Here is a 23,466-nt window from a genome sequence, read left to right as displayed (position 1 = left end):
GTATATCCGTGTAAGATGCAATGATGATTCAGATCTGAAAAACGGTGTACTGCCGGCTTGCCGCCGCCACGCCATCGAGGAACGTCGGGCCCGCGGTGTGGAGCGCCGAAACGGCGCGGCGAAAGCCGTGGGCCAGGGCGGCCTCGAAGAAGGGCGCCACCACCATGGGATAAACCAAACTTCGTCCGCGCACGGAGGGGAGGAGACCCAGCGCATAGAACACGACGCGATCGCACTCCAACGGGTCGACGTATCCCACGTAGAACCCCACGGTCTCGCCGTCGGGGTCGAGGATGAAGCTGCCCAAACCGGGGCGCAAGGCCTCGCGCAGAAACGCGAATTTTCGGGCGAACGCTTCACGCGAAATGTCGGAAAAGGCAAAATTGTGTCGGAAACAGGCGCTGGCGATGGTGCGCAATCGTTCGAGTTGGTCGTCGAAGGTGCGCGACTCGAGCGGCTCCAGGTGAAACCCCCGTGGCGCGGACTGCTCGCGGCGGGCGAGGGCGCGCATTTCGCGCTCGCCGAGATCCCAGCTGTACCAATGTGCGTGCGCAGCAAAGCCCGCGCGTGCGAGGCATTCTGGCCACCAAGACGCATTGCGGGGCTCCCCGCCGAATGGCGTGCGCTCGAAGCCGCGGGTCATCAGGCGATACCCGCCCCAGATGGACGCATTCAGCGGAGCCCAGACGCGGCGAAGGCTTCGCGCGCGAAGCCAGGCGATGGCGGTTTCGAGCGAGGCGCGCACGAAGGCATCGCCGTCCGCCGATGCGGCCGTGAGGTCGCCGATGAAGCCGGCGCCGGCGATCCCTGGCGCGCACCCTGCAGTGAGCTCCGCGCGTTTGCCCCCGCGACCGGCGCCCACCCGGAGGAATCCCGCTTCGTCGAGGTGTGTGGTCGTCAAAATGCGCATTAGAACACGCGGCTCTTTACGCCGATCATCACCAGGACCACATTGAAGATGACCACGTGCACGATGGTGAGCACGCCGAAGGCGAGGCCGGCGATCAGAAGCGTCGGCACGTAAAAGGCGCACATGGAGACGAGAATGCCGAATACGCCGTCCACTTGATCGAGGACCAAGAAGGCGCTTCCGAGAGCGCCACTCCCTTTGGCCCCCTCGGCAATGGCCAATTGCCGCTTCAAAAAGCTATTGGGCAGCTCCCCCAGGACGTAGCCCGCGCCGTAGATGCCGCCGTCGAGCCACCACGTCGTCTGCCGGTAATCGACGAAGCCGAGATCGCACAGAGTGGCCGATTGATGGGAGGCGAGCACTTGAAGCCCGAAGAAAAGCGCCGTGCCGCCGATCATGACGACGAACCCGCGAAAGGTCTTGTGGTCGCCGAACAGCCTCGTTCCTCGCACCCGAAGGCCGCGATCGATGGGCCACGCCAGCCACGGGAAGAGCCGGGCGCGAAGGACGATGACTTGCAGAACGCCGGCGGCGATGAGCGGCGCGAGCAGCCAGAGAATCCGAAGGAGAAGCATCGTCATGGGCTCCGTTCGACGACGAACAGCAACAGCGAGGAGGCCAGGAACGAGCCGGCCAATGAAAAGATGACACGCAGGCGGACGATCTTCGGAAAGCGAATCCGGCTGATGAACAGCACGCTCATGATCGAGATGGCGGCCGCTGCGAGCAGGCGAAATGCGCCGGGGGCGAGCCACCCATGGAGCAGAACGAGGCCTGCCAGCACGAAGTGCGAATAGAAGCAGGGCATACCCAAGTAGGCCGGGCCGGCCGTCCCCTTCACATTCCCGATCACGGCGAAGTTCGCCAGACGAAGGATACCGGCAACGACCATGATGGTCATTGCCGCACCGCCGGCCAGTCCCTGGAGGCCGAGCACGCGAAGGGCGAGCGCCGGCGCCACGAGGTACGTGACGACGTCGCACAGGCTGTCGAGCACCTTCCCGAGATCGCTCTCGAGGTGGAATCGCCGTGCCACGACGCCGTCGAGCGCGTCCATGAGCAACCCCAGGAACATGAACGTGAGGCCCAAAAAGAACCAATGCGGCGTCAGGGAGGCCGCGAGGACCTCCAGGAGCAGCAGCGCGCCGATGGACGAGAAGACGCCGCCGGCCAAGGTGACCCAGCATGCCGGGCCGATGGATAGGCTCAACATGCGCGACCCAAGGAGGTACCCATTCGGACGCGCGTCTCATGGCCGCTTTGGCTGGCCGCCACGAGATCGTCGTCGAAGCGCACGCGCCCCGGCGGCAGCACGAGCACCATGCTCGAGCCGCCCAGACGGAAATAGCCTTTTTCTGCGCCACGGGTGACGTTTCCGGCGCGGTACGTTTGCACGATGGCGCCGCAGAAGAGCGCCCCGACCTCGACGATCAACATGTCACCGAAATGGCGGGAGCGAAGAAGGGTGACGTGGCGGTGGTTGCGGCAGAGGATGCCCGGCGCGCGGTCCAATGCGTAGTGATTGACCGAGTCGTAACCGCCCTCGATGGCCCGCACCTCGGATGCATCGCCGTCATCGGGAAAGTGGAATCGGTGATAGTCCGCGGGCGCGAGGCGCAGAACCACGGCGGCGCCTTTGGCGAAGCGTGCGGCAAGCCTTGGGTCGTCCACGAGCTCGGCCAAGGTGAAGTGGCCGCCCTTGATGGGGAGTCGCTCGCCGTCGAGCACCGGAACGACGAACACGCGCGCGTCTGCGGGGGATACGAGCACGCGCGCGTCGGACACCACGGGGCGCGCGTCCCGTTTGAGGCGTCGTGAGAAAAAGCTCGAAAGGCTGCGGTATTCCGAAAGCGGCTCGGCGGCTTCCTCGGCGTCGATGCCCAAGGATTCGCAGAACGCGCGCAGCCGCTCCACGGGCGTGGGGCGTTCCTGGAGCCAGCCGTAGACCCGTGTCGCGGCGCGGCGGGTCAGCGCGTAGCGCGTCGTTCGCGCGACGACACCGTCGCTGTAGAGCCACGGGAGGAAGCCACCGAATGCGAGCGGCTCTTCGCGCCACCCTTGGCTCTCACGGTCGATGTACCGGATCGGTCCGGGCATCGCTCAAGGCCGCCCTTCTTCCAGCTGGAGGAGGTGCCGCAGGGTGTGCATCGAGCGTTCGAGAAACCCGTAGTGGCGAAAAGCATGGGCCATCGCATAGAGCCCGAATCGATTGAGCCAGAGATCGCGAAGGCAGAGTCGATAACCGGTGCGCCACGACGCCGCGTCGATGGCGAAGCCGCTGGCCTGCTCGAGGGCGCGCCGGTGGTACTCCACGAAGCGATCGACCTGCGCGCGATCGGCGTTCGCGTCGAGCACGAAGGCCAAGAGCTCCGCGAGATCGTGCTGGGGTGGGAGGCACGTGGCGAGCTCCCAGTCGTAGGCGCAGAGAATCGAGCCCTCGCGGCGCAACGCGATGTTGCGCGGATTGAAGTCGTTGTGCACCAGCGTGCGCGGGAGCGATTGCAACTCGCTCCACCACGTGGGCAGATCCGCGATGAGTGCGTCGCTGCGGGCGCGGTCGTCGTGGGTGAACCACGCGAATTCGTCGCACGCGTGCGCCGCGAGCGATTCCCAGAGCGGTGCCATGGCCACCATCTCGTTGACGCCGGTGACGGGGCCGAGCCAGGGCTCGGCGAGAAGGTCCCGCTCGCGGCGGTACCAGATCGCGTGCACCTGCGCGATTCCGCGAAGTGCGGCCTCGACGTGCTCTGGCCGCCATCCGCTCACGTCGTCCGCGCTGTCCATGAGGAGGACGTCGTTCAGGCGTTCGAGCACCACGGCGTGGATCTCGCGAGCGTCGTCGCGGATCGTGCCATGGACGCGCGGTGTATGCTTGCGCAGGCGCGGGTCGTCGAGCTCATACAAGGCGATCTCGCGCAGATGGCAGCCGGCGAAACCGGTGCGGTTCTTGTGCTCGGCGTGGGCTTTCGCCACCGCAGGCCCGCACATGCCGGCGATGGCATTCACCATCAAGATGACCTCGTGATCCGAAGGTTTGAGCTTCAGAATCACGTCGATGGTCCGCTGTTGACCGGAGCGGGGCGTGAGCCGATACGGAAAGAGCCCCACGAGCTTGTTCGTCTTGCGCGAGCTCAACTCGGTGAGGATGCTGCTGCCGGTGACGGGTGCAGCGAGCGCCTCTGCATGCGCCACCTCGATGCGCTCGCCGCTGCGGCCACGCGACTGCGCCTCGTCGAAAAACCGCGCATCGATCTCGTTTCGCGTGAGGAACGACACCGGCCGATTCCGCCCGAGTCGCTCGTGCGCCAACGCGAACTCACCGCTCGCCATGGCCGAAGCCGTGGAGAGGTCGAGCGCGAGGCAATACCCCGCGATGATTTCGGCGAGGCGGGATGCCTGGCCCGCCCCGGCGCAGTCCATGATCTGGAGATATTCGTTCTGGCGCGGCAGGTGCGTACCACCGCCGATGGTGCCGACGATGAGGCTCGGGAATTGGACGTAGGCATACAGGCCTTCGGGCGTCACCTCGGTTTGCAGCACCGCGAGGCTCGACTCGTAGACGCACGCAATGTCCTGCCCCGTCGCCGTGAAGAGCCCGGCGATCAGGTTCGATGCGTTGATGCTGAACCCCACGCTCCCTGTCGCGAGGGCTGCATCTTTGGCCGCCGCGCAGAACGTGTGGAGCTCCTCGGGCGTGACCTTGAGGACGCGCTGAAGGACCTTTCGGCGAACGAGGCATTCCGCGCCGACGCGGATACCGCGCCCTGCGATGAGCGACTGAAACGTCGCCTTTTTGTCCCCGCTGCCGTTGGCATCCACGTAGAAGTTGCGAATGCGAAAACCCGCCGTGCGCGCTTGGTCGAGGAGCCATTGGCATGCATGCCAGGTGCACGTGGTGGTCATGTTCTGGCCGGCCGCGTCCCCCGTTCGGTAAACGAAGTGCACATGCACCTGCTTACCGAGTGTAACTGGGTTGATGGAGACCAGCAGCGCATAGCGCGATACCTCTCGCACCCGTTCGCGAAGCTCCTGTTGACGATCGATCACCCAATCCGCGAACCGTGCAGCGTCGCCCATGTTGTCGAGGACGAACATCGGCACGCGCATCATGCGCTGATCGTGCACGCGCGTGCTGACGCCGCCGGAAAGCGAAATGGCCTTCGCGCCCCGCGTGGCCGACGCCACCAGCGCCCCTTCGGTGGTGGCGATGGGCGCATAAACGAGCCCTCGCGCCTCCTCGCCGGTGAACAGGAGGGGGCCGGCGATACCTACCGGAACTTCGACGCCGCCGATGAGATGTTCCACGTTCTTGGTGAGGTGCCGTGCGTCGAGCGACGTGTTCTGCAGCGCCGCGAGCAAGGTTCGTGTCTCACGCCGCAAGAATTGCAGACGCTTGATGCGAGCCTCCTCGCTGTAGTGCCCGCGCAAGGGGATCTTGGGGAGTTCTTCGCGCCCATGGCGCTCGTTCGAAGAGACGTCTGCGATTTCGAAAGCGGCCGGAATGTAAGGTGAACTAGCCAAGGTGGATCCCTCTCTGCAGACCGAGGGCGATGACCACGCCCAGGTAAACGACGACGCTGTAGACATCGACATAGGGCCGCAGCCGCGCGTGCTCACGGCTGGGCGCCAGACGAAAGCGCATGCAGGCCAACACGGGCACGGCCGCGGCCACCGACAATAGAGCGCACAAGAAGGCATTTGCACCCGCCGCGCGCAGGGCAGGCAGCAGGCAGAAGAGGGATATCAGGACCAAGGCCGCAGGCACGAGCGGTGCCCGGCGCCCGAAGATTTTCGAGTACGATTCATAGGCCGTTTCATCCTCTGGAATTCGGATTTTTCGCGACGTCTCCCACGCCGCCCAGGGAAGCCAGATGCCGATGGCCAGCGGCAGCGCCCACCCATTGATCGCGTCGAGGCCGAAGTCTTGGATGTAGATACCACCCATGTACGCGACGAGCGCGAGCAGTAGCGGATTGTGCGTCAGCACCGCGAGCAGGAGGCTCTTCGACACCGCCGGCCAGAAGAACCAACGCGACGAAAGCCATACGAAGAGGAAGGTGCCTCCGAAGGCGATGCTCGCATAGGGAAATCCCAGCGAGATGTTCAGTGCGAAAAGCGTAACGATGAGACCCAAACGGTAGGCACGCAAATCGTCGAGCGTCACCGTTCCCTTGACGATGGGGCGGTCGACGTAGCGTGGGTCGCCGGCTTGCGCCAGCGCAAGGTCCGACGGTGCATCCTTGATTTCGTCGTAGACGCGCAGGAGAAGCCCGAAAAGATAGACGCTTGTCGCGCCTGCAAGAGCACGCCATGTCAGCCGAATGGGTTGCTGCCCCCCGAGGGCTTGCAGCCCGAAGTGAACCGCCAACGCGAACGCCATCATGAAGGGAACGGTGGCCAGCGGTGGAAACATTTGCTGCGTATACGCACCCAATCGCGTGAATCGAGACATTCCATGCGGCCTTTCCAGCAAAGACGTAGTGTTGCTAAGGCAATTAGGACTCAGTGGTTAACGACCTATGTGCAAATGGCGGTCCGCGCACCCGCCACGCAATCGTGATGCGAGCGTCGCACGCGCACGGCGCATTCGGACGGGACGATAGGGCCTTCTTTGGTGGACGGCTTCGTCCGCGAGCGCGGACGTTCGCGTCCACTCGCCGCTCCCTTTGGGGGCCATTTTCTCGTGCAGTGGACGATTTCGCGTTCGGATCGGAAATGCGGAAAAGCGAAGCGCCGATCGATTCCTAGCGAGGGTTTCTCGAATTGCCAACTCGTCAATAAGCTCTCGCACGAACGCGCATGGCGGCGAAATACTGGCCAAATCCAAATGGCCATCACGCGTCGCCATATCGAATGAATGACGATGTGTCGATATCACATCAGAAATCATCCTTTGCCGCTGCGTTCGCTGAACACGAACGGCCTGACGGACGGATGCTACGTCGTGGTGGCGAGCGCCAGTGGGAGCACCGCTTTGGCCCCTGCTTGGCGCAAGAGCACCGCGGCGATGGTCATCGTCCAGCCGCTGTCGACGCGATCGTCGACGAGGAGAATGGGCCCGGCCGTCTCGGCCACTGCGGCGGCCAATTCCGCGGGGACGACGAGGGTGCGGTGCACGGCTTGAACCCGTTTGGCGCTGTTGAATTGCCTTCCCGGTGAGCCGGCGTCGTAACGAAGGCTCCCGAGGTAGGCGAGCCGCCCCACCTGCGAGAGGCGCTGCGCCAAGCTCGCGATGAGAAGCGGCCGTCGCTCCGACGGCAGGCTCGCCACGGCCACGGGGCGCGCCGCCCACTTCCACGAGGCGAGCACCTGCACCACCGCGGCGAACACGTCATCGGGAATCGGCCCGTCTTCGTGGGCGTCGGCCAGCATCGATCGCAAACGGTTGCCCCAACCAATGTCGGTCAACCGGCCCAGCGCCCGCCCTTCTTCGTGCGCGATATCGGCTTTGATTTTCCCTGAAAGCCCCATGCCCTTGAGGCCCGAGGGCCATTGTTTGCGCGCCTCGATCTCGACGCCCGGTCTTCGCAATCGTTCCCGAGCAGCCTCCATGGCCCCGGCGTCGATCGTGGACGGGCGGTGACGGCCCGTGCAGTTGTCGCAACGGCCGCAGGGCCTGGCCGTATCGTCGTCGAGGTGTTTGCGAAGGAACATCTCGCGGCAGTCCGAGGTCGCGATGTATTCGAGCATCGCGTTCTTCTCCGCCGCGCGTTCGCCCGCGACACGGGCATAGCGATCGGCGTCGTAGGTCCACGCTTGCCCGGTGGCTTGCCATCCGCCGCGAACGCGATGGACGGCCCCATCGACGTCGAGAACCTTGAGCATCGTCTCGAGCCGGCTCCGGCTCATGTCCACGATGGGTTCGAGCGCCATCGTCGAGAGCGGCCCCTCGCTCAACGCGTCGAGCGTGGCGCGTACGACGGCCTCGGGAGGGAAGGCGAGCCCTTCGAAGTAGGACCAGATCTCCTTGTCTTCGGCGCCCGGAAGCAAAATGACTTCCGCCCGCTCTACGCCGCGCCCGGCGCGACCCACTTGCTGGTAGTACGCCACGGGGGATGCCGGCGCGCCCATGTGGATGACGAACCCGAGGTCGGGCTTGTCGAACCCCATGCCGAGGGCCGACGTGGCCACCAGCGCCTTGAGTTGGTTGTCGAGCAGGGCCTGTTCGGCGGCGATGCGCTCCGCCGGCTCGGTCGAACCGTGGTAGGCGGCAACCTTGTACCCTTGCTCGCGCAGATAGGCGGCGATCTCCAGGGCGTTGGCGACGGTGAGGGTGTAGATGATCCCCGACCCCTGCAGTTCGCCGATGGTGTGCGCCAGCCAAGCGAGGCGTTCCTCGGCGGAGGTCAGTTGGACGACGCTCAGGTGGAGGCTGTCGCGTTCGAGCGCACCGCGAAGGACGAAGGTGTCCTGACCGAGCTGCTCGGCAACGTCGTGCGTGACGCGGGCATTGGCCGTGGCCGTCGTCGCGAGAATCGGAACGTTCGGGGGCATGCCGGCGAAGAGTGTGCGCAGGCGCCGGTAGTCGGGTCGAAAGTCGTGACCCCAATCCGAGATGCAATGCGCCTCGTCGACCACCACCAAGCCGGCGCTCTCGGCCAGCCGAGGTAGCACTTGATCGCGAAAATCAGGATTGTTGAGTCGTTCGGGGCTGACCAACATCAGGTCGACGGTGCCCTGGGCGACCTTTTCGTGCACCGCTTCCCACTCGTCGAGGTTGGCCGAGTTGATCGTGACGGCCTGGATGCCCGCGCGTTCGGCCGCGGCGATTTGGTTGCGCATGAGTGCGAGCAGCGGCGAGACGATGACCGTGGGACCGGCACCGAGGCCGCGGAGCAGCGCGGTGGCGATGAAGTACACGGCCGACTTGCCCCAACCCGTGCGTTGCACGACCAGGACCCGCTTGCGCCCGACCACCAGAGCCTCGATGGCCGCCCACTGATCGGCGCGCAAGGTAGCGCGCGGGCCTGCCAGCGCCTCGAGCTTGCTCTCGGCCTGTTGTCGCAATGCGTCGTCCGTCATGCCCAAGTTCATCGCACGGGAGAGGTGCGAGCGTCATGCCGTTCCGACCAAGGGCCTGTTTTCCCGAGCGATCCGCACCCGCCACACCGTCCCGGACAGCCGCGACGGTGTCCCGGACAGAGGCCGGTGTGGTCACCTTCGGCCGCCCATTCCGGGTTCAGGCCCATCGGCCGGCGCTGAGATTTGTTGTGCGTATTCAAAATAAATTGCGACCCATGAATGCTCACGAATATCGAGGAGCACTGGCCATTCTCCTTTATCTCTTTTGGTCCACTGGAGGGCGGTATGGGCTTCTTCGAAGAACTTCGTAACTTTTCCGAACAGGTCAAACGCAGGCAATCTCACATCAAGGGGGAAGAGGCCACGAAGCAGTCCCTCGTCCTCCCGCTCATTCAGATACTCGGCTACGACATTTACAATCCGACCGAGGTTCAGCCCGAATACATCGCGGACTTCGCCAAAAAGAAGACGAATGGGCAGTTCGAGAAAGTCGACTACGCCCTCCGTCTCTTGGACACGCCGGCCATCTTCATCGAGGCAAAGGCCATCGATGTCACGTGCAGCGATCATGACGCGCAGCTTGCCCGCTATTTCAATGCGACGCCGTCGGTCAAGACGGCCATTCTGACGAACGGCCTCGTGTACCGCTTCTACACGGATCTCAAGCGAGAAAACCTGCTCGACGAAGAGCCTTTCTTCGTGTTCGACATCCACTCGTTCTCGGAACGTGATGCGGAAACGCTGAAGCAGTTCAACCGAGAAAGCTACGACGGGGAAGCGGTGCACGACGGTGCCGAGGAGCTGATCTACGTCGGAAAGCTGACCGCGCTCGTTGGCGATCTCCTGCGCAATCCGTCGGAGAACTTCGTTCGATTCCTTTTGAACGAGATCGAGGCGGTGGGGGCAGGCAAGCGCCTCACGGCCAAGATCATCGAACGCTTCCAGCCGGCGGTTCGAAAGGCCATTCAGGGAACGTTGCTGGAGATGGCCACGCGGTCGATCAAGCTCGAGACGGAAAAGCCGGAGCTCGCGGTCGTCGTGTCGCTCCCCGCGCCAGCGGCGCCGACGCCACCCGAGCCACCCGTCGTCGAGCCCCCGGCGGAGGGCGGAAAGATCGTCACCACGGCGGAAGAGCTCGAGGCTTTCGAGATCGTCCGCGATCTTTGTTCGGACTCGAGCTTCTTTGCCAAGTATCCGCCTCAGTACAAGGACTCCCAGAATTACTTCGGAATTTACGCTGGAAGCATCCGCTATTGGTTCTGTCGGTACTTCGGCGATCAGAAGCGAAAGTCCGTCGTCACACGTCTGGCGGTCGACAAAGTGAAGATCATGTCACCCGGTTTCGAGGTCGAAGCTGCACCGTCGACCTTTGGCGTCAGCCGCGTTTACTTGAACAACGTGAAGGACCTGACGCGCCTGCGCTCCCTCATCCACACCGCCTTCGAAGACGCCGTCCGCCGGCGTGAATCGGGGAGTGACGAGGGCGAATCCACCGCCATCGCGGGGATCTCCACGGGCTAACCGTGCTAAAAGGGGTCGAGGGAAAATGAACGACGTGCTTTGCGTTTGCCGACGACGGGCCATCATGACCGTGGCCCCCGTGCTGCTCGCGATCAGCGGGTGCTCGTCCGATTCGGATTCCCATCCCGATCCCTCCAACGAGGTTGCGATTCAGGGGGTGGCGACCGGGCAAGGTCCCGCGGATAGCGGACGGCCCGTCGCCACACTCGTGTGGAGCAAAGGCGGTGGGCAAATTTTAGCGGCCCGCAGCGCCGTTCGTTCGGAGATCGAGCTTGCGGAACCGCGGCGATACACGTTGAAGCTCACCGAGTCCCCGCCGGCGGAAGTCGTCGACGCCCAAGGGCTGGCCTTCGCCTACATTGCTGCGGTCCGCCCGGACCGCACCCCACAGAATGCCGAAGAAATGGCCGCCTCCATCGTGGGCGGCAGCCGAGAATTCTTGCTCGTCTACAGCCAGCGCGATGTCGCGTCGGACTCGCTCATGGGCAAATACCTTCGCGGTGCGGTCACGGCCGGATACCACCTTTTCAAAGCGCGCGCCTACACGTCGGAAGAGAGCGCGGGCATCTCGGCGTGCAAGCAAACGGCGACCGGGCAGGGAAAGAATCCCGAGGTGGAGTGCCCCGCATATCGCATGTTCGTATCGCCGGCCCCCAATGGATTCGGCGAGCAAGTACAGGTCGAGCTCGATCCGGTCTCGCGCCCGCGTTTTCCGGATCTCTCGTGAACATGCCGCGGCGTCACGCGGGGGCGAGTGTCGCGACTGCGCTTCGCAGGGCCGAGATGGATGGTGAGCGCAAGTAGACGACGGGGGCGCCGTTGTCGACGAGCGATATGGCCTGATCGCGAAGCGCGTGCGACACCATGCTCACCATGACGATGACCGCGGCAACCCGTCCAACGGCGCGGCGCGCTCCGTTGGGAACGCGGGTCTCGAAGTGACGCAGTTCGAGTCCGCGTTCTTCGACGATGGCGCGGTAGCGCGCCGACATGCCGCCGCTCCCGCCCACGACGATGACCGCGCCCTTGGGGGCGGCTTTCGTTTTGCTACTCATGATTCGATGAACAGCAAGACCAGGGCCATCCCCGATGCCGCGGTCATTTCCGGGGATCCGTGCGTCGGCCGTTCTATTCCTGCAACCTTGGCAAACGCACTGCCGGCGGCGGGCCCGCCCCTTGTCAAAGTGTCTTCCAACGCGGGTAGACGCGCCGCCGTCGGGAAGCGGCTATCCCTTTTTTTGCTGTCGCTCGACCTCGGCGCGCAGGCGATCCTCTTGGGCGCGCAGCTCGGGGGTGAATTCCTTGCCGAAGTCTTCGGCCTCAAAGATGGGGCGGATCTCGAGCTCCGCGTCCTCGCCGGGCATCGGATCGGGACAGCGGCGGGCCCATTCCACGGCCTCTTCGATCGAGCGTACCTGCCAGATCCAATAGCCGGCGATGAGTTCTTTGGTCTCGCTGAACGGCCCGTCGACCACGGAGCGCTTTCCCGCGCGGAACTGGATCCGCTTTCCCTTGGTGCTGGGGTGAAGGCCATCGCCCGCCAGCATGATGCCCGCCTTGACGAGCTCCTCGTTGTAGTTGCCCATGGCCCGGAGAAGCTCCTCGCTCGGCATGATGCCCGCTTCGCTGTTCTTCGTAGCCTTGACGATCACCATGACCTTCATTTTGTCGTGCCTTTCGTTGGGGGCGCTCGGGGGCGCCGGTGGGGAACGTACAGGCGTCGATCGAGTCTGGGGGAGATCGACACGGGCCGAGCGACTTTTTTCGCGTCGGCGCTTTAGGCCCGATCCCTGGAAAATCCAGGTATCCTGTACATGCTCCTCAACCGTGCCGAGGCGGGCAGCCTACTCGAGCGTCACGTTGCGTTGCACCGGCTCGCCGGACCGCGAGCGTGCGACGGCGCGCGCGTGCAAGGCGACGCTCTTGCCATTGACGAGCGTGGTCGCCTGGTTTCGCGCCGAGGCGAACAGGTACGTTTCGCCCGCTGGCAGTTCGTTCAGGGCGGACGCGGGAATGCTCGTCGTGTTCGCGTTGGCCGGGAATGTGCACGATACGCTGACGTTGGGATTGCCGGCGCCCGTGGCGTCGGTCGTAAACAGCGTGACGTATTTCGTCTCCTTCGCGCCGGACCATCGGAGCTCGAGCCCCGTCGAGCGCTTGATGCTCATGGCTTGGTCCTTCGCCGGCACCGCGGGCGCTTCGAGCGTCAGGGTGTCCGGGGTGGATACCGATACCTCGAAGGCCGGGACCTGTGCGCCCGAGCTCTTCACCGAAATACGCTGGCCGGGGTTCCAGGCTTTGCCCGACTCCACCTTGTGGTAGAAATTGTCGGCATCGGGTTGGAGCACCACGCCGGATGCCGCCAGGAGCCCGCCGCTCACGGTGAGGGTTCCCGCGGGCAGGTATTTCTCGAGTCCACCGTCACCGCCGGTGGCTTTGCACTTGCTGATCGTGCAGGCACCTTCGGTGCGCGTGGTGCACTCGGCGCTGGATACGTCGAAGTTCTCGGCGAAGGAACCATTGATCGAATACGTGAATTGGCCATCGGCGGTGGCTTGGCTTCTGATACTGATGACCCCCAGCTCGGGGGTCTGCGACTTCGGGTCGTCGTCGCTGCTGCACGCGGGCAGGGCGAAGGCTGACAAAAACAAGAAGAAGGAAAGCAAAGTCTTCGAATCGGCAAATCGCATGAACGTCTCCAAAAGAAAGTAACTCAATGGGCTCGAGCCATTCGTGCTCCAACCCTCTCCGTATGATGATTAGCAATCGGCGGGCCCGTACCCGATGTGCCAGGGCGTGTCGCGCAGGAGCCGAAATGGGGCGATTTTGGCTGGAGAAAGACCCTGCTGATCGTCGCCGCGATCGCACCGTGGCAAGTTTTACCCGTGCCGAACTTCGGGTCGGGTGGGCCGTCCCGCTCGATGCAGGTCGGTACCGAGCTTTGCCGCGACAAAAGGCGCAGCATCCGCCACGCAGCACGCTAGTGTTGCGCGCCGGAGGTCTCTTCATGAATCGATGTTTGCTGATGTTGCTCGCCGTATCGTGCGTCATGAGCTGTGCGCGCGAGACCCCGCCGGCCGCGCCCACCCAGACGACGGCCACCGAGCCGTCGCGCGTGGAGTTCCTCACGGCGGGTGGCAAGCCGGGGCGGCCATTCTCGCCGGCGGTGCGTGTCGGAAAGACCCTTTACCTCGCGGGCCAGGTCGGCACCACGCCAGGAACGGATCAACTTGCTCCCGGCGGCATCGAAGGCGAAACGCGGCAGGTGATGGAGAACATCAAGGACGTCCTCGCCAAGAGCGGAGCCTCGATGAACAACGTGGTCAAATGCACGGTGATGATGGCCGATATTTCCGAATGGGCGCGAATGAATAGCGTCTACGTCACGTATTTTCCGACGAACAAGCCGGCCCGCAGCGCCTTCGCCGCCAGCGGCCTCGCCCTCGGCGCCCGCGTCGAAATCGAGTGCATCGCCGCACTCGATTGAGTCATACGCCCCGGCGGAGAGGGCGCCATGCCCTCTCCGTTTCCGTTTGGGCAACGCCCCGTTCTCGCTCGCCGTATGGTATTCGCCGAGGCCGCGTGTGAAGAGTGACCCGCGACACGAACGTGTCGAACGAGGAGCTCCATGCGAAACGACCTATTGGCAAAACTCGTCACGGGGACCGTGATGGGAGCCGCAATCCTTTTGGCTTCTTTGGGACTGGCCGCGTGTGGCTCGTCGAGCAACGACGGAAGCAGCGCGCCGCCTCCGCCCCTCTCGGACGCGGGCGTCAACTCCGGCGCGACGAGCACGCTCGTCGCGAGCAACATGGCCGCGACGCTCGCCGACGCCGGGGTTGATATCGCGAATTTGCCACCCCTCGAGTCCCTGGACCGGCGCGCACGCGGTGCCGTGATGCGTTCCTTCGCCGCATCGCTGGGCGTGGGATGCGACGGTTGCCACGCCGGCGGCAAGCCGCTGCCCGACGGCGGCACCGGGCTCGATTTCGAGGCGCCAACGCGCAACAAGGCGGTGGCCGCACGCATGTGGAACGATATGGTGACGCCGTACACTTTGCCCGAGCACCAGACGCTCTATTGCGATTCATGCCATCAGGGGAAAGCGGAATTCCTCGACCGAGGCGATCGCCCGGCGCTCCAAACGTTCATGTCGAACAATTTCGTTCATGGACTCCAACGCAAGGACGGCGCCGAAATTCAATGCGCGACGTGCCATGGCACACCGTTCGTGGGTCCTTTCTTGGGCCCCGAATGATCCCGAGCGCAGCCGTCATCGCCATCGAAGAAGGGTGATCTCGGTTCGAGACGACGCTACGATGCCGGCCATTCGGGGAGGTCTCATGCGTTCATTTCGACTCGTCGTTCTTGGCGTGCTGCTCGCAACATCGATGGCATTTGCCCAGCCGGACAAGGGCAAAAGTGCGTCGCCTCACGCTCATGGCACTCCAGGCAAACAGGAGAGGGACGGAAAAGAGGGGCATTCGGATGGGAACAAGGGGGAGTCCGCATCGGCGAAAAGTGCGGGCGACGACGATGACGATGATGACATCGCCGATGGGGGAAAGCCCGGTGCGCAGCGGCGCACGCCCGCGCAGTTGTTGTTCCGAAAAGGGCTCTGGGAGCGCCGTCAAAAGGCCATCGAGGCGTTGGTCCACAAAGCGGGAAAACATCTGACCGACGAGGAGCGAGACCTCATCCGACAACACTGGGTGCGCCTCGGGATGCTCATGCGCATACGGGAACTCGCCCAAGAGGCGCACGACGATGCGGTGATCAAGCGGGTCGACGCTGCCATCGAACGTGAAGAGAAGCGCTCGGAAGCGAAACTCGAGAAACTCAGTGCGAAGGCGGGAGGTGCAAAATGAGCTTCGGATTCAACGTCGCAGCCTTCATGGCACTCGGTATGGCCGTGGGCGTCGCAGCATGCACACCGAAGGAAAAGACCGAGGGCGCCGAGGCGGGCATCGCAACGGTGGCCAGCGCCCAGGCGCCCGCCGTTGCCTCCGCCGCGCCCAGCGAGCCGCCCGCCACGGCCGAGAATGACCCTCTACCGGCGCACTCCGAGGCCACGAAAAAGGCGCGCGCGGAAATCACCAAACAGAATTACAAATCCGAGCTCGACAAACTGGAGAAGGAAATCGACCAGCCGTAACGCGCCCCGCCAGCAAGACCTTCGCAGCGCTGTCGTCAGTGCTTACCCGCCTCGGCGTTTCGTGCCGTGTTCATGTTCGAAACAGTTCGTCCAAGGTCGTCGACGTTTCGTACTCGATGCCAAAAGGGCACGTTTTACGGCGCATTGAGCGGTGCTCGGTCGCTTGACAAGGCGTGGCGCTCGTCCTACGAGCGAACATACGTTCTTGGCGGCCGCGTTTGCGGGGGTCGAGATGGAGGCAAAGACGCCACTCCTCGGTAGATGACCATATACGTGCACGCCATCGTGCGCGGCTGGCGCGGGAAGCGCGGTGCGCCGAACCCTTTCACGACTTTCACCAGGAGAACCACATGTCCATGCGAAGTTCGTCAGCTGCGATGCTCGGAGCGAGCTGTGTGTTGGTGTGTAGTATCCTTGCGGGCTGCAGCGCGGACGGTGCTGACCGGGTCCCCGAAGAGGGGCGTTCGCAAGAGCTAGAATTGTCTACCCCGGGTGGGGGCTCCGCCTTGATATGGCACAGTCTTCGCGCGGCCTCTCTGCAAGACACCTTGGAGAGCGAAACGACGGGCGAGGCGCTCTGGAGCGGTGTGTACCTGTATTCGGCCGCCAACAGCACGGCCAACTACGCGTGGGCCCGCGGCTTTACGTCGAATCTGGCCTCGCTTCCCGAGTGCGCATGGGTCGACGTGGGCGATGGCGGCGTGTGCCAGCGCGTGCAATGCAAGCCCGCCGAGAAGAACACGGGGATCGGCACCGTTCATATCTTTGGGACGGATCCGGCCATCCAGCTCGTTCCCGATGCCAATGGCAATTATCCCACGCACGACTCGGCGACCCCGCTCTATTCGAGCGGCGATCCCATTTTGGCATTCGTGGGGGGCAATGGAGATCGGCGCGGTGGATTCGTGGCGTTCTCGTTCGCGCCCGAACCTCTGAATCTCGTCACGCCCGAATACGATCCGGCGGTGGGCTTGGAAGTGTCCCGCGATGCGGACTTCCACGTGACGTGGAAGCCGTCGAAGAGACCCGAGCAGGGAAAGAGCCGCATCAACCTGTACCTCGGCACCAACGACTATTCGGCGTACATCAATTGCGGTTGGCCACAACGGGCGGGGCAGGGCACCGTCCCCGCGGAGCTTCTGCGGGATCTCCCGGCAGGGCCCGGTAGCGTGAGCTTCGCCACCATGGTCAAGAACGTTCGCGAGCCCAATGCGCAGAAGAGGACCGAGCTGCGTTTGAGCACGGACGTGTACGTGAACGGGAAGTCGGCCTCCGGGAACGCGACGTTCAAATAGAAGCCTCCGCGCCGTGGGGCGCGGTTGCTCTGTTGCGTGCGTGCGTGTGAGCTGCGAAACTCGCGCTGGCGCGAATGTCGGCAGAGTGCATCGACGCAAACACGGTCACGATGTGGTTCGACGGGGAACTTGCCCCGGAGGAACGCGTCTCGGTGCAGGACCACATCGATGCATGCGACGCGTGCCGCTCTCTCTTCGGTGAGCTGGGGCGCGTCGCAGCGGACACCGCCGACATGGCCGGCGTGCTCGTGCGGCCGCCGCGTGCACCCATCACGGTGGGGCAGCGCATCGACCGCTATGCCGTCCTCGAGTGGCTCGGGGAAGGTGGCATGGGCGTCGTGTATGGCGCGTATGATCCCAAGCTCGAACGGCGGGTGGCCATCAAATTGCTCCGCGCGGAGACGGAGCGCGACGAGGATGCGACCCGCCTCTTGCGCGAGGCGCAGTCGCTCGCGCGCGTGTCGCACCCCAACGTCATCGCGGTGTACGACGCGGGGGAGCACGAAGGGCACATCTTCATTGCGATGGAGCACGTGCGCGGTGGCACCATGGCCGAGTGGCTGCGGCGCGACAAGCCGCCGTGGCGGACCATTCTCGCGCGCTATATCGATGCCGCGCGCGGGCTTGCGGCCGTGCATGCCGCGGGCATCGTCCATCGCGATTTCAAACCGAACAATGTCTTGTTCGGCGACGACGGGCGCGTGCGCGTCACGGACTTCGGCCTCGCCCGCATGGCCACGCCGGAGGGGGAATTGGCTCCTACGATGGAGCGCTCGTGGCTCGGCACGCCGGCTTACGTTTCACCCGAACAGCGCGACCGCCATGCGGTCGATGCGCGCAGTGACCAATACAGCTTTTGCGTCGCCCTCCACGAGGCGCTCTACGGCGAGCTGCCGGCGATGGGTAAGGGGGAGTCTTCCGGCTCCAAGGTGCCCGCGCGCATCCGCCATGTGCTCGCGCGCGGGCTGTCGACCGATCCCGAGACACGGTTCGAGTCGATGGACGCCCTCATCGCCGAGCTATCGCGCGATCGCCGAGCCCAATGGCTGCGGATCGGAAGCGTGCTCGCCGCGGTCGCCGGTGTCACGTTCGGCGCAGTGGCCTACTCCCGTGCGCACCACGCCGCGCCGGCGCCATGCGCGGGTGCCGAGCGCAAGCTCGCGGGCGTGTGGGACGACGCGCGAAAGCAGACGATCCGCGCGGCCTTCTTGGCGGGGGGCCGGAGCTATGCGGGCGACGCGTGGAACGAGACCGAGCGAGCGCTCGACGCGTACACGGCGCGGTGGGTAGCCAGCCACACCGAGACGTGCGAGGCGACGCGCGTGCACGGCGATCAATCGGAGGCGCTGATGGACTTGCGCATCGCCTGCCTCGACGCCCGTGCCCACGAGGTCAAGGCGCTAACCGATCTCTTCACGAGCGGAAATGCGAAAAGCATCGAGCGCGCCGTGCCCGCGGTGGCGGCGCTTTCGAGCGTCGCCGGCTGCTCGGAGACCGACGCACTCCGGGTCCGGGTTCCGGGCCCCTCGGATCCCGCGAAGCGTGGCGAATTGGAGGGTTTGAGCACGCAGGTGGATCAAGCGGTCGCCCTCGCCCGCGCGGACGACGTACCCGCCGCCGAAAAGGCCGCGCGGCCGTTGGTCGACCTCGTGCGTGCGGCGGGGGATCGGTCGCTCGAATCGAAGGTTCACTACATCCTCGGGCGCGCTCATAGCGGCAAAGGCGAATGGGCGCAGGCCGAGGCGGCCTACTTCGAGGCGCTGTTCGCCGCGGAAGCCGCCCTCGACGAACCCGAGAAGGCGCGAGCCCTGGTGGGGCTCGTCTGGGTCATCTCGCATCAATACCAACGCCCGGCGGCGGATGCCGAGCGCCCGGGAAAGCTTGCGGCAGCCATCCTCGAGCGAATGCCCAAGGAGCTCGACCTGCGAGCCTCCCTCGAGAACAATCTCGCGAACGTCCAGGAGCGGGAAGGCCGCTTCAAGGAGGCCCTCGCGGGCTACGAGCGCGCCCTGGCGTTGCGCGAGGCGGACACGCCCGATGGGTATCGCGTAGGACTTGCCTTGATGAACGCGGCCATTCCACTGGCGGAACTGGATCAGGGCGAGAAGGCGCTCGAGTACCAGCGGCGCGGCATCGAGATTTACGAGCGGCGCCTCGGTCCGCACCATCCGCTTCTCGGGATTGCCCTGTCGAACGTCGCCATCTCCGAGCGCACGATCCGTCGGTACGACGATGGCGTGGCCCATGCCCGCCGCGCCCGCGACATTGCCCTGGACCTGTATGGGCCCGAGCACCGCCAGGTCTCGCGCTCGGGCGCCATCTTGGCGGATCTGCTGGGTGACCTGGGGCGCTACCCCGAGGCGCTCATGGAGGCGCAGAACGCGCTGGCCGTGTTCGAGCGGCTTTACCCCAATGAGCGCGAGACCGTCCAGGCCATGAATACCCTAAGCTCGATTTACCATAGCATGGGCCGCTACGCCGAAGCCGTCGATGTGGCGTTGCGTGCGCAAGCTCTGTGCGAGCGTCTGGGCAATCCCGTACATCACACGTCGGACATGCTGAGCATCTTGGGAGGTTCCTATTTGGGCCTGAAGCAACCGCGGAAAGCGGTGGAGCTTCTCGAACGCAGTCTCAAGATTCGCTTGGAGTCGAGGCCCCAGGACGACCAGCTCGCTCAAACACGCATGCTCCTCGCCCGCGCCCTCTGGGACGCGAATACCGATCGGCCGCGGGCCATCGAGCTCGCGGTGAAAGTGCGCGACGTCTATGCGTCGCTCGCCCACTACGAGAAGGAGCGCGACGAGGCCATCGCATGGCTCGCGTCGCACCCCGCGCCGGCGTCCCGCTGATCTTGGCGTGATCTATGGCCAGGCGGGGCAGGAGGCGAAGACGCCTTCGTCGAAGTTGTCCTCGTATTGCTGGTAGACGCTGGCATCGTCGATGCGCAAAATGGTCTCGTCGTTGTTGCGCAGCGAATTCGGATTGTAATTGTGGCTGCCGGTGAAAACGAGCTTCGCGCCTTTTTCCCCCGCGTAGCTGCCGGCGCCGGCCTCGATGAGCAGGTATTTCGAGTGCACCGTCTCGTCGCCCGCGCAATGGCGGATGCCGGTGAGCTTGTTCCGGACGATGCCGTCCACGCCCCCATCGAAGGATTCGTATGCCAAATAGACCTGGCAGCCCTGGTTCTTCAACGCGACGAGTTTGGACGCCACCGCCGGCCGATAAAGTTGCAATACGGCCACGCGAATGCGGGTGCGCGACGATGGGTCGGTGCTGCACGCGACATTCTCGAGCACGTTCACGATGGTGTCCGAGGATGACGTCGAACCCGCCCTGGGAAATGTATAGAGCTTGTAGGCTCCCGCATTTTCGGCGGTGTACGCATCGTTGGGGGGCGTACTCGTGCGGGTGATGCCTGCGGTCAGCCGTGTGAAGTACTTCGAATAGAGCCCATAGAGACCTTGGTCGGCCACCGTGTAGGCGTTGTTCCAAAACTTGACGCGGTTGTCGTGGGTCAGATTGGCGGAGCTCTGCACGACGACGTTTTTCGTCTCGCCCACCTGCGAGAAGAGAAAGAACTTGTTGTGATTGATGCCCGTGCCAAGGCAGCCCCAGCCCGCCTTGCATTGGGCGCCCCAGGAAGGGGCGCTGGCGCCGTAGTTTCCCAAAGCACCCCGTAGCTTGTCGAACATCGCGGTGGAGTTGCCGTCGGCGGCATTGTTCATCAACACCTTCACCCGCGCGCCCCGCGCATGCGCGCGAATGAGCGCATCGGCCACCGGTGCCTCCCGCCACGTGTACATGACCACGCGGATCTCCGCGCCGGCGGGCACGTGGTCGATCAGCTCGATGAGACGGTTCTGAATGGCATTTTCCCCGCCCGCGCCGGCGGCGGTCGGTCGATTGAACACCGCGCCCGCCGGCGGCACGTACGCCGCGATCGCATCGGCGGTGAGCTCCGCGCTCTCGATGGCACCCGGCGCGGAATCGTCTTCCGCGGTGTCAGGGGTTTCCGCGCAGCCCGAGAGCCCGGCTCCGAGGATCACGGCAAGGGGTAAGCTGCGAAGTGCACGCATAGGGACCATGAATGTCATGGTCCGACGAATTGCAAGCGCAAGACCATGATGAATCACGGCGCCCTTCCGCACGCGCGTGCGGCGCCATGTCAACGGGGCGTTGAATCGGACCCCCAGGCCTTCGCGCAAACTCGTTTTGGAGAACGTCGAGACTTTGGAAACTACCGCACGCTGTGTTTGGGACGGCAAAAGGCCAAGGCCTGCTGGGACGCGGGCGTCGTCGGTGCCGACTCGGGATCATTGGGTGTGAAGATGGCCGCACCCGGTGAGGAGTGATCCTCGCGGCAGTTCTTTCGCGCGTTCGCCTCGCCCCCGACGGCGACCGCCGGAGCCGCCGATGCGCTTGCCGACGGAGCGACCGCGGCGCTACCGCAACCCATCAAGCCCAGCCCGAATGCCACTGCGATGACTGCGTTTTTCCGTGAAACCATGACAGCTTTCTCCTTCGTCGATGTGTCGGGGGAAGCTTTAGTGACGCAGTGCGGCATCGACCAGTCTTCCCGGCGAAATAATCGTGACGTATCGGGCTCGGCCGTATGTCTGCGTCCGTCGGATCGGCAGACAACGCACGGCACTGATTTCCAATCAGCGACGGCGTCGATGCGCCGCGTGCGATTCGAAACGCTGGGGCGCACGCACGACTACAAAAGGCGCATTCGCGGAGCACTCGCGGTTCGAAAAAGAGATACGCGTCAGTTTTCTTTTTTTCGTGATGCTGTCGACGCGCGGCCATCTACATGACTGTTGGCCGGACGCGATCCTGGACGGAAGCAGGGCGGGCGAGACGGCCGTGATGGTTCGAAGCTGCTGCCTGGCCTCGAACGCACACGTCGGCCGACTACTAAAGAAGGAGATCTCCATGAGGAAGATGTCAGCGAAGCTTGGGTTGGGGGCGTTGATTCTCGGTTCCACCCTCGCGATGGGATGCTCGTCGAGCGGCGACTCGACCAATGCCGATAACGGCAATAATGGAAACAACGGGCCGGGAAATAGCACTTCGGCTTTGGTGGTCGGACACGTGACCGGTCAGGGCGGCGGAAGCATCAAGGCAGGCCTGGGCGGCAGCGCCGCGGTTTCGGCGGCCATCAACGTGCGTCTCTCTGCGGTCGTCGATGCGAAGTTGACGGTCGTCGCCAACGCCAAGGTCGAGGCAAATGGCTCGTTCAGCCTCTCGCTTCCGGCCGGTCTCGATTTGGCGGCGTGCGGCAACGTTCTCATTGTCGAGTCGCTCGACGTGAACGGGAGCGTCATCGGTTCCTCGATCCTCGAGGTCGACGCCAGCCTGACCCTCGCCAATGCCCAGATCCACGCGGCCCCCATCACCACGGAGAGCTCCATCGAGGCGAAGGCCCTCGTCGATCTCCTCCTCCACGCCAAAGTCAGCGCCGACGTGGCCGTGCAGCTCGCAGCGCAGTTGCATGCGTCGGTGGACGTGAACCTCGCGGCGCAGGTCGTGGCATCCATCAACGCCGGCGCCGACGTCAACGCCGTCGTCCATGCCGTCGCACAGGCCTCGCTGCTCGCGCAGACGGCGCAGGTGGAGGCGATTGCCAACGCTCGGGCCTCGCTCGACCTGAATGCGCTCCTGAAGGCTCAGATCCGGGCCGCCGCCGACCTCAATGCGTCACTCGACGCGAACGTTGCCCTCGATGCGAGTGCGGCCCTCGAGGTTGCGGCAAAGGCCAACGTTACGGCCCGCGCGAATCTCGACGCGTGCATCAAGGCGGCCTTGGATGCCGACGTTTCGATCGACGTCGCGGTGAAGGCCAAAGTTGCGGCCGACGCGAAGGCGCAGGCCGGTCTGGTCTTCAACGCCGCCCTCGGGTCGGCGCTCAAGTCGGTCGTTGGTGCGGAGGTCTTGGCCAGGGTCAACGCCGAAGTCAAGGCGAGGGTCGACGCGGAGATCAAGGTCGCGGCGCAGGTGCAAATCAAAGCGGCGATCGAGCAGCTGGTCATCGACCTCAAATCGAAGGGCTGCGATCCCAAGGTCATCCAGGCCGTCGTGGATGCGGGCGCCAAGCTCCAGTTGGATATCAAGGCGGCCGTCAGCATCGAGGCGATTGCCGACCTGCAAGCCAAGTTCGCGCTGGACCTGGAAGCGAACCTCAAGGCCAAACTCGGCCTCGTGGGCGTGCTGCTCGACCTCGTGCTCGACGTGGTCACTCACATCGGAGTGGACCTGCAGGCGAGACTCCAACTGTGCCTCAACGTTGGCGTGGACGTTCATGCCAATGTCGACGCGGCCATTCGAGCCATCGCCGCCATCCAGGCGAAGCTCGATCAGGGCATCGAGGTCGATATCAAAGCCGAAATCAGGGCCTGCCTCGCCACGGTCATCGAGGCGGATCTGACGATCAACACCAAGTGCTCCGGCGGCGGTGGCGGCTCGTGCGGTGGTTCGTGTGGTACGAAGCTGCGCGCCAACGAGCCTTCGCTCGCACCGTAAAGGTTAGTTGCCAATCCGGTCTTTTCACTGGCCGGATCGTC

The 23,466-nt window shown here is 64.4% G+C and carries 21 protein-coding genes; 9 read left to right on the top strand and 12 right to left on the bottom strand.

Annotated elements, in window-relative coordinates; genetic code table 11:
• Positions 1 to 28: 28 nt before the first annotated feature.
• The 7 genes from LVJ94_33540 to LVJ94_33510 all read right to left on the bottom strand — a co-directional run bounded on the left by LVJ94_33540 (position 29) and on the right by LVJ94_33510 (position 8,932).
• Positions 29 to 910 carry a hypothetical protein gene (locus LVJ94_33540; protein WXB01829.1) on the bottom strand — a complete coding sequence of 294 codons (882 nt, stop codon included), beginning with the start codon at positions 908 to 910 and terminating at the stop codon, positions 29 to 31.
• Positions 910 to 1,491, bottom strand: a complete 582-nt coding sequence (locus LVJ94_33535; GenBank protein ID WXB01828.1) for a CDP-archaeol synthase — start codon at positions 1,489 to 1,491, stop codon at positions 910 to 912. The genes LVJ94_33540 and LVJ94_33535 overlap by 1 nt, the downstream gene beginning before the upstream one ends.
• On the bottom strand, positions 1,488 to 2,123 hold the full coding sequence (locus tag LVJ94_33530) for a CDP-alcohol phosphatidyltransferase family protein (GenBank protein WXB01827.1): 636 nt from the start codon (positions 2,121 to 2,123) through the stop codon (positions 1,488 to 1,490). Before LVJ94_33530 ends, LVJ94_33535 begins: the two co-directional genes overlap by 4 nt.
• Complete coding sequence (asd, locus tag LVJ94_33525; GenBank protein WXB01826.1) at positions 2,117 to 3,007, bottom strand: archaetidylserine decarboxylase; 891 nt, start codon at positions 3,005 to 3,007, stop codon at positions 2,117 to 2,119. Before asd ends, LVJ94_33530 begins: the two co-directional genes overlap by 7 nt.
• Before the next feature lie 3 nt (positions 3,008 to 3,010).
• Positions 3,011 to 5,431 (bottom strand): phosphotransferase, encoded by a 2,421-nt coding sequence (locus LVJ94_33520; GenBank protein WXB01825.1) that lies wholly within the window; start codon positions 5,429 to 5,431, stop codon positions 3,011 to 3,013.
• The gene (locus LVJ94_33515) at positions 5,424 to 6,362 is read right to left on the bottom strand and encodes a hypothetical protein (GenBank protein ID WXB01824.1); all 939 of its coding nucleotides are present in this window, start codon (positions 6,360 to 6,362) and stop codon (positions 5,424 to 5,426) included. The genes LVJ94_33520 and LVJ94_33515 overlap by 8 nt, the downstream gene beginning before the upstream one ends.
• A gap of 485 nt (positions 6,363 to 6,847) precedes the next feature.
• Positions 6,848 to 8,932: a RecQ family ATP-dependent DNA helicase gene (locus LVJ94_33510; protein WXB01823.1), complete on the bottom strand. Its 2,085-nt coding sequence runs from the start codon at positions 8,930 to 8,932 to the stop codon at positions 6,848 to 6,850.
• A 285-nt stretch (positions 8,933 to 9,217) separates the two neighbouring features.
• On the opposite strand from LVJ94_33510, the gene LVJ94_33505 reads away from it, so the two are divergent.
• Both LVJ94_33505 and LVJ94_33500 read left to right on the top strand, forming a co-directional pair.
• On the top strand, positions 9,218 to 10,453 hold the full coding sequence (locus LVJ94_33505) for a type I restriction enzyme HsdR N-terminal domain-containing protein (GenBank protein WXB01822.1): 1,236 nt from the start codon (positions 9,218 to 9,220) through the stop codon (positions 10,451 to 10,453).
• Between the two features lie 25 nt (positions 10,454 to 10,478).
• Positions 10,479 to 11,180 carry a hypothetical protein gene (locus LVJ94_33500; protein ID WXB01821.1) on the top strand — a complete coding sequence of 234 codons (702 nt, stop codon included), beginning with the start codon at positions 10,479 to 10,481 and terminating at the stop codon, positions 11,178 to 11,180.
• 13 nt (positions 11,181 to 11,193) lie between these two features.
• Here the strand turns inward: LVJ94_33500 and LVJ94_33495 are convergent, their stop codons facing one another.
• From LVJ94_33495 to LVJ94_33485, 3 genes are all read right to left on the bottom strand, one after another.
• Positions 11,194 to 11,508 (bottom strand): DUF2325 domain-containing protein, encoded by a 315-nt coding sequence (locus LVJ94_33495; GenBank protein WXB01820.1) that lies wholly within the window; start codon positions 11,506 to 11,508, stop codon positions 11,194 to 11,196.
• Positions 11,509 to 11,679: 171 nt separating this feature from the next.
• Positions 11,680 to 12,117, bottom strand: a complete 438-nt coding sequence (locus tag LVJ94_33490) for a YciI family protein (protein ID WXB01819.1) — start codon at positions 12,115 to 12,117, stop codon at positions 11,680 to 11,682.
• 180 nt (positions 12,118 to 12,297) lie between these two features.
• Positions 12,298 to 13,143, bottom strand: coding sequence for a hypothetical protein (locus LVJ94_33485; GenBank protein WXB01818.1), 846 nt, complete (start codon positions 13,141 to 13,143; stop codon positions 12,298 to 12,300).
• Between the two features lie 317 nt (positions 13,144 to 13,460).
• On the opposite strand from LVJ94_33485, the gene LVJ94_33480 reads away from it, so the two are divergent.
• The 6 genes from LVJ94_33480 to LVJ94_33455 all read left to right on the top strand — a co-directional run bounded on the left by LVJ94_33480 (position 13,461) and on the right by LVJ94_33455 (position 19,752).
• Positions 13,461 to 13,940 carry a Rid family detoxifying hydrolase gene (locus LVJ94_33480; protein ID WXB01817.1) on the top strand — a complete coding sequence of 160 codons (480 nt, stop codon included), beginning with the start codon at positions 13,461 to 13,463 and terminating at the stop codon, positions 13,938 to 13,940.
• 141 nt (positions 13,941 to 14,081) lie between these two features.
• On the top strand, positions 14,082 to 14,711 hold the full coding sequence (locus tag LVJ94_33475) for a hypothetical protein (GenBank protein WXB01816.1): 630 nt from the start codon (positions 14,082 to 14,084) through the stop codon (positions 14,709 to 14,711).
• Between the two features lie 85 nt (positions 14,712 to 14,796).
• The gene (locus LVJ94_33470) at positions 14,797 to 15,321 is read left to right on the top strand and encodes a hypothetical protein (protein WXB01815.1); all 525 of its coding nucleotides are present in this window, start codon (positions 14,797 to 14,799) and stop codon (positions 15,319 to 15,321) included.
• Positions 15,318 to 15,608, top strand: coding sequence for a hypothetical protein (locus LVJ94_33465; protein ID WXB01814.1), 291 nt, complete (start codon positions 15,318 to 15,320; stop codon positions 15,606 to 15,608). The genes LVJ94_33470 and LVJ94_33465 overlap by 4 nt, the downstream gene beginning before the upstream one ends.
• Positions 15,609 to 16,087: 479 nt before the next feature.
• Positions 16,088 to 16,903, top strand: coding sequence for a hypothetical protein (locus LVJ94_33460; protein ID WXB01813.1), 816 nt, complete (start codon positions 16,088 to 16,090; stop codon positions 16,901 to 16,903).
• A 74-nt stretch (positions 16,904 to 16,977) separates the two neighbouring features.
• Entirely contained in the window at positions 16,978 to 19,752 is a 2,775-nt protein-coding gene (locus LVJ94_33455; GenBank protein WXB01812.1) for a tetratricopeptide repeat protein, read from the top strand.
• A 12-nt stretch (positions 19,753 to 19,764) separates the two neighbouring features.
• Here LVJ94_33455 and LVJ94_33450 read toward each other — a convergent pair whose 3' ends face one another.
• Complete coding sequence (locus LVJ94_33450) at positions 19,765 to 20,949, bottom strand: phospholipase D-like domain-containing protein (protein WXB01811.1); 1,185 nt, start codon at positions 20,947 to 20,949, stop codon at positions 19,765 to 19,767.
• 191 nt (positions 20,950 to 21,140) lie between these two features.
• Positions 21,141 to 21,410 carry a hypothetical protein gene (locus LVJ94_33445; GenBank protein WXB01810.1) on the bottom strand — a complete coding sequence of 90 codons (270 nt, stop codon included), beginning with the start codon at positions 21,408 to 21,410 and terminating at the stop codon, positions 21,141 to 21,143.
• 428 nt (positions 21,411 to 21,838) lie between these two features.
• On the opposite strand from LVJ94_33445, the gene LVJ94_33440 reads away from it, so the two are divergent.
• Positions 21,839 to 23,425: a hypothetical protein gene (locus LVJ94_33440; protein WXB01809.1), complete on the top strand. Its 1,587-nt coding sequence runs from the start codon at positions 21,839 to 21,841 to the stop codon at positions 23,423 to 23,425.
• The last annotated feature ends 41 nt before the right edge of the window (positions 23,426 to 23,466 follow it).

It is taken from the genome of Sorangiineae bacterium MSr11367 (assembly GCA_037157805.1).
GTDB lineage: Bacteria > Myxococcota_A > Polyangia > Polyangiales > Polyangiaceae > Pendulispora > Pendulispora rubella.
Note: the sequence above shows the minus strand (reverse complement) of the source record. Positions and strands in the feature narration are given on the sequence as shown.

Bases quoted from the DNA above. Each gene is read 5' to 3' on its own strand.
- LVJ94_33540 (WXB01829.1), bottom strand. From the start codon at position 910: ATGCGCATTTTGACGACCACACACCTCGACGAAGCGGGATTCCTCCGG.
- LVJ94_33535 (WXB01828.1), bottom strand. From the start codon at position 1,491: ATGACGATGCTTCTCCTTCGGATTCTCTGGCTGCTCGCGCCGCTCATC.
- LVJ94_33530 (WXB01827.1), bottom strand. From the start codon at position 2,123: ATGTTGAGCCTATCCATCGGCCCGGCATGCTGGGTCACCTTGGCCGGC.
- asd (WXB01826.1), bottom strand. From the start codon at position 3,007: ATGCCCGGACCGATCCGGTACATCGACCGTGAGAGCCAAGGGTGGCGC.
- LVJ94_33515 (WXB01824.1), bottom strand. From the start codon at position 6,362: ATGTCTCGATTCACGCGATTGGGTGCGTATACGCAGCAAATGTTTCCA.
- LVJ94_33510 (WXB01823.1), bottom strand. From the start codon at position 8,932: ATGACGGACGACGCATTGCGACAACAGGCCGAGAGCAAGCTCGAGGCG.
- LVJ94_33505 (WXB01822.1), top strand. From the start codon at position 9,218: ATGGGCTTCTTCGAAGAACTTCGTAACTTTTCCGAACAGGTCAAACGC.
- LVJ94_33500 (WXB01821.1), top strand. From the start codon at position 10,479: ATGAACGACGTGCTTTGCGTTTGCCGACGACGGGCCATCATGACCGTG.
- LVJ94_33495 (WXB01820.1), bottom strand. From the start codon at position 11,508: ATGAGTAGCAAAACGAAAGCCGCCCCCAAGGGCGCGGTCATCGTCGTG.
- LVJ94_33490 (WXB01819.1), bottom strand. From the start codon at position 12,117: ATGAAGGTCATGGTGATCGTCAAGGCTACGAAGAACAGCGAAGCGGGC.
- LVJ94_33485 (WXB01818.1), bottom strand. From the start codon at position 13,143: ATGCGATTTGCCGATTCGAAGACTTTGCTTTCCTTCTTCTTGTTTTTG.
- LVJ94_33480 (WXB01817.1), top strand. From the start codon at position 13,461: ATGAATCGATGTTTGCTGATGTTGCTCGCCGTATCGTGCGTCATGAGC.
- LVJ94_33475 (WXB01816.1), top strand. From the start codon at position 14,082: ATGCGAAACGACCTATTGGCAAAACTCGTCACGGGGACCGTGATGGGA.
- LVJ94_33470 (WXB01815.1), top strand. From the start codon at position 14,797: ATGCGTTCATTTCGACTCGTCGTTCTTGGCGTGCTGCTCGCAACATCG.
- LVJ94_33465 (WXB01814.1), top strand. From the start codon at position 15,318: ATGAGCTTCGGATTCAACGTCGCAGCCTTCATGGCACTCGGTATGGCC.
- LVJ94_33455 (WXB01812.1), top strand. From the start codon at position 16,978: ATGTCGGCAGAGTGCATCGACGCAAACACGGTCACGATGTGGTTCGAC.
- LVJ94_33445 (WXB01810.1), bottom strand. From the start codon at position 21,410: ATGGTTTCACGGAAAAACGCAGTCATCGCAGTGGCATTCGGGCTGGGC.
- LVJ94_33440 (WXB01809.1), top strand. From the start codon at position 21,839: ATGAGGAAGATGTCAGCGAAGCTTGGGTTGGGGGCGTTGATTCTCGGT.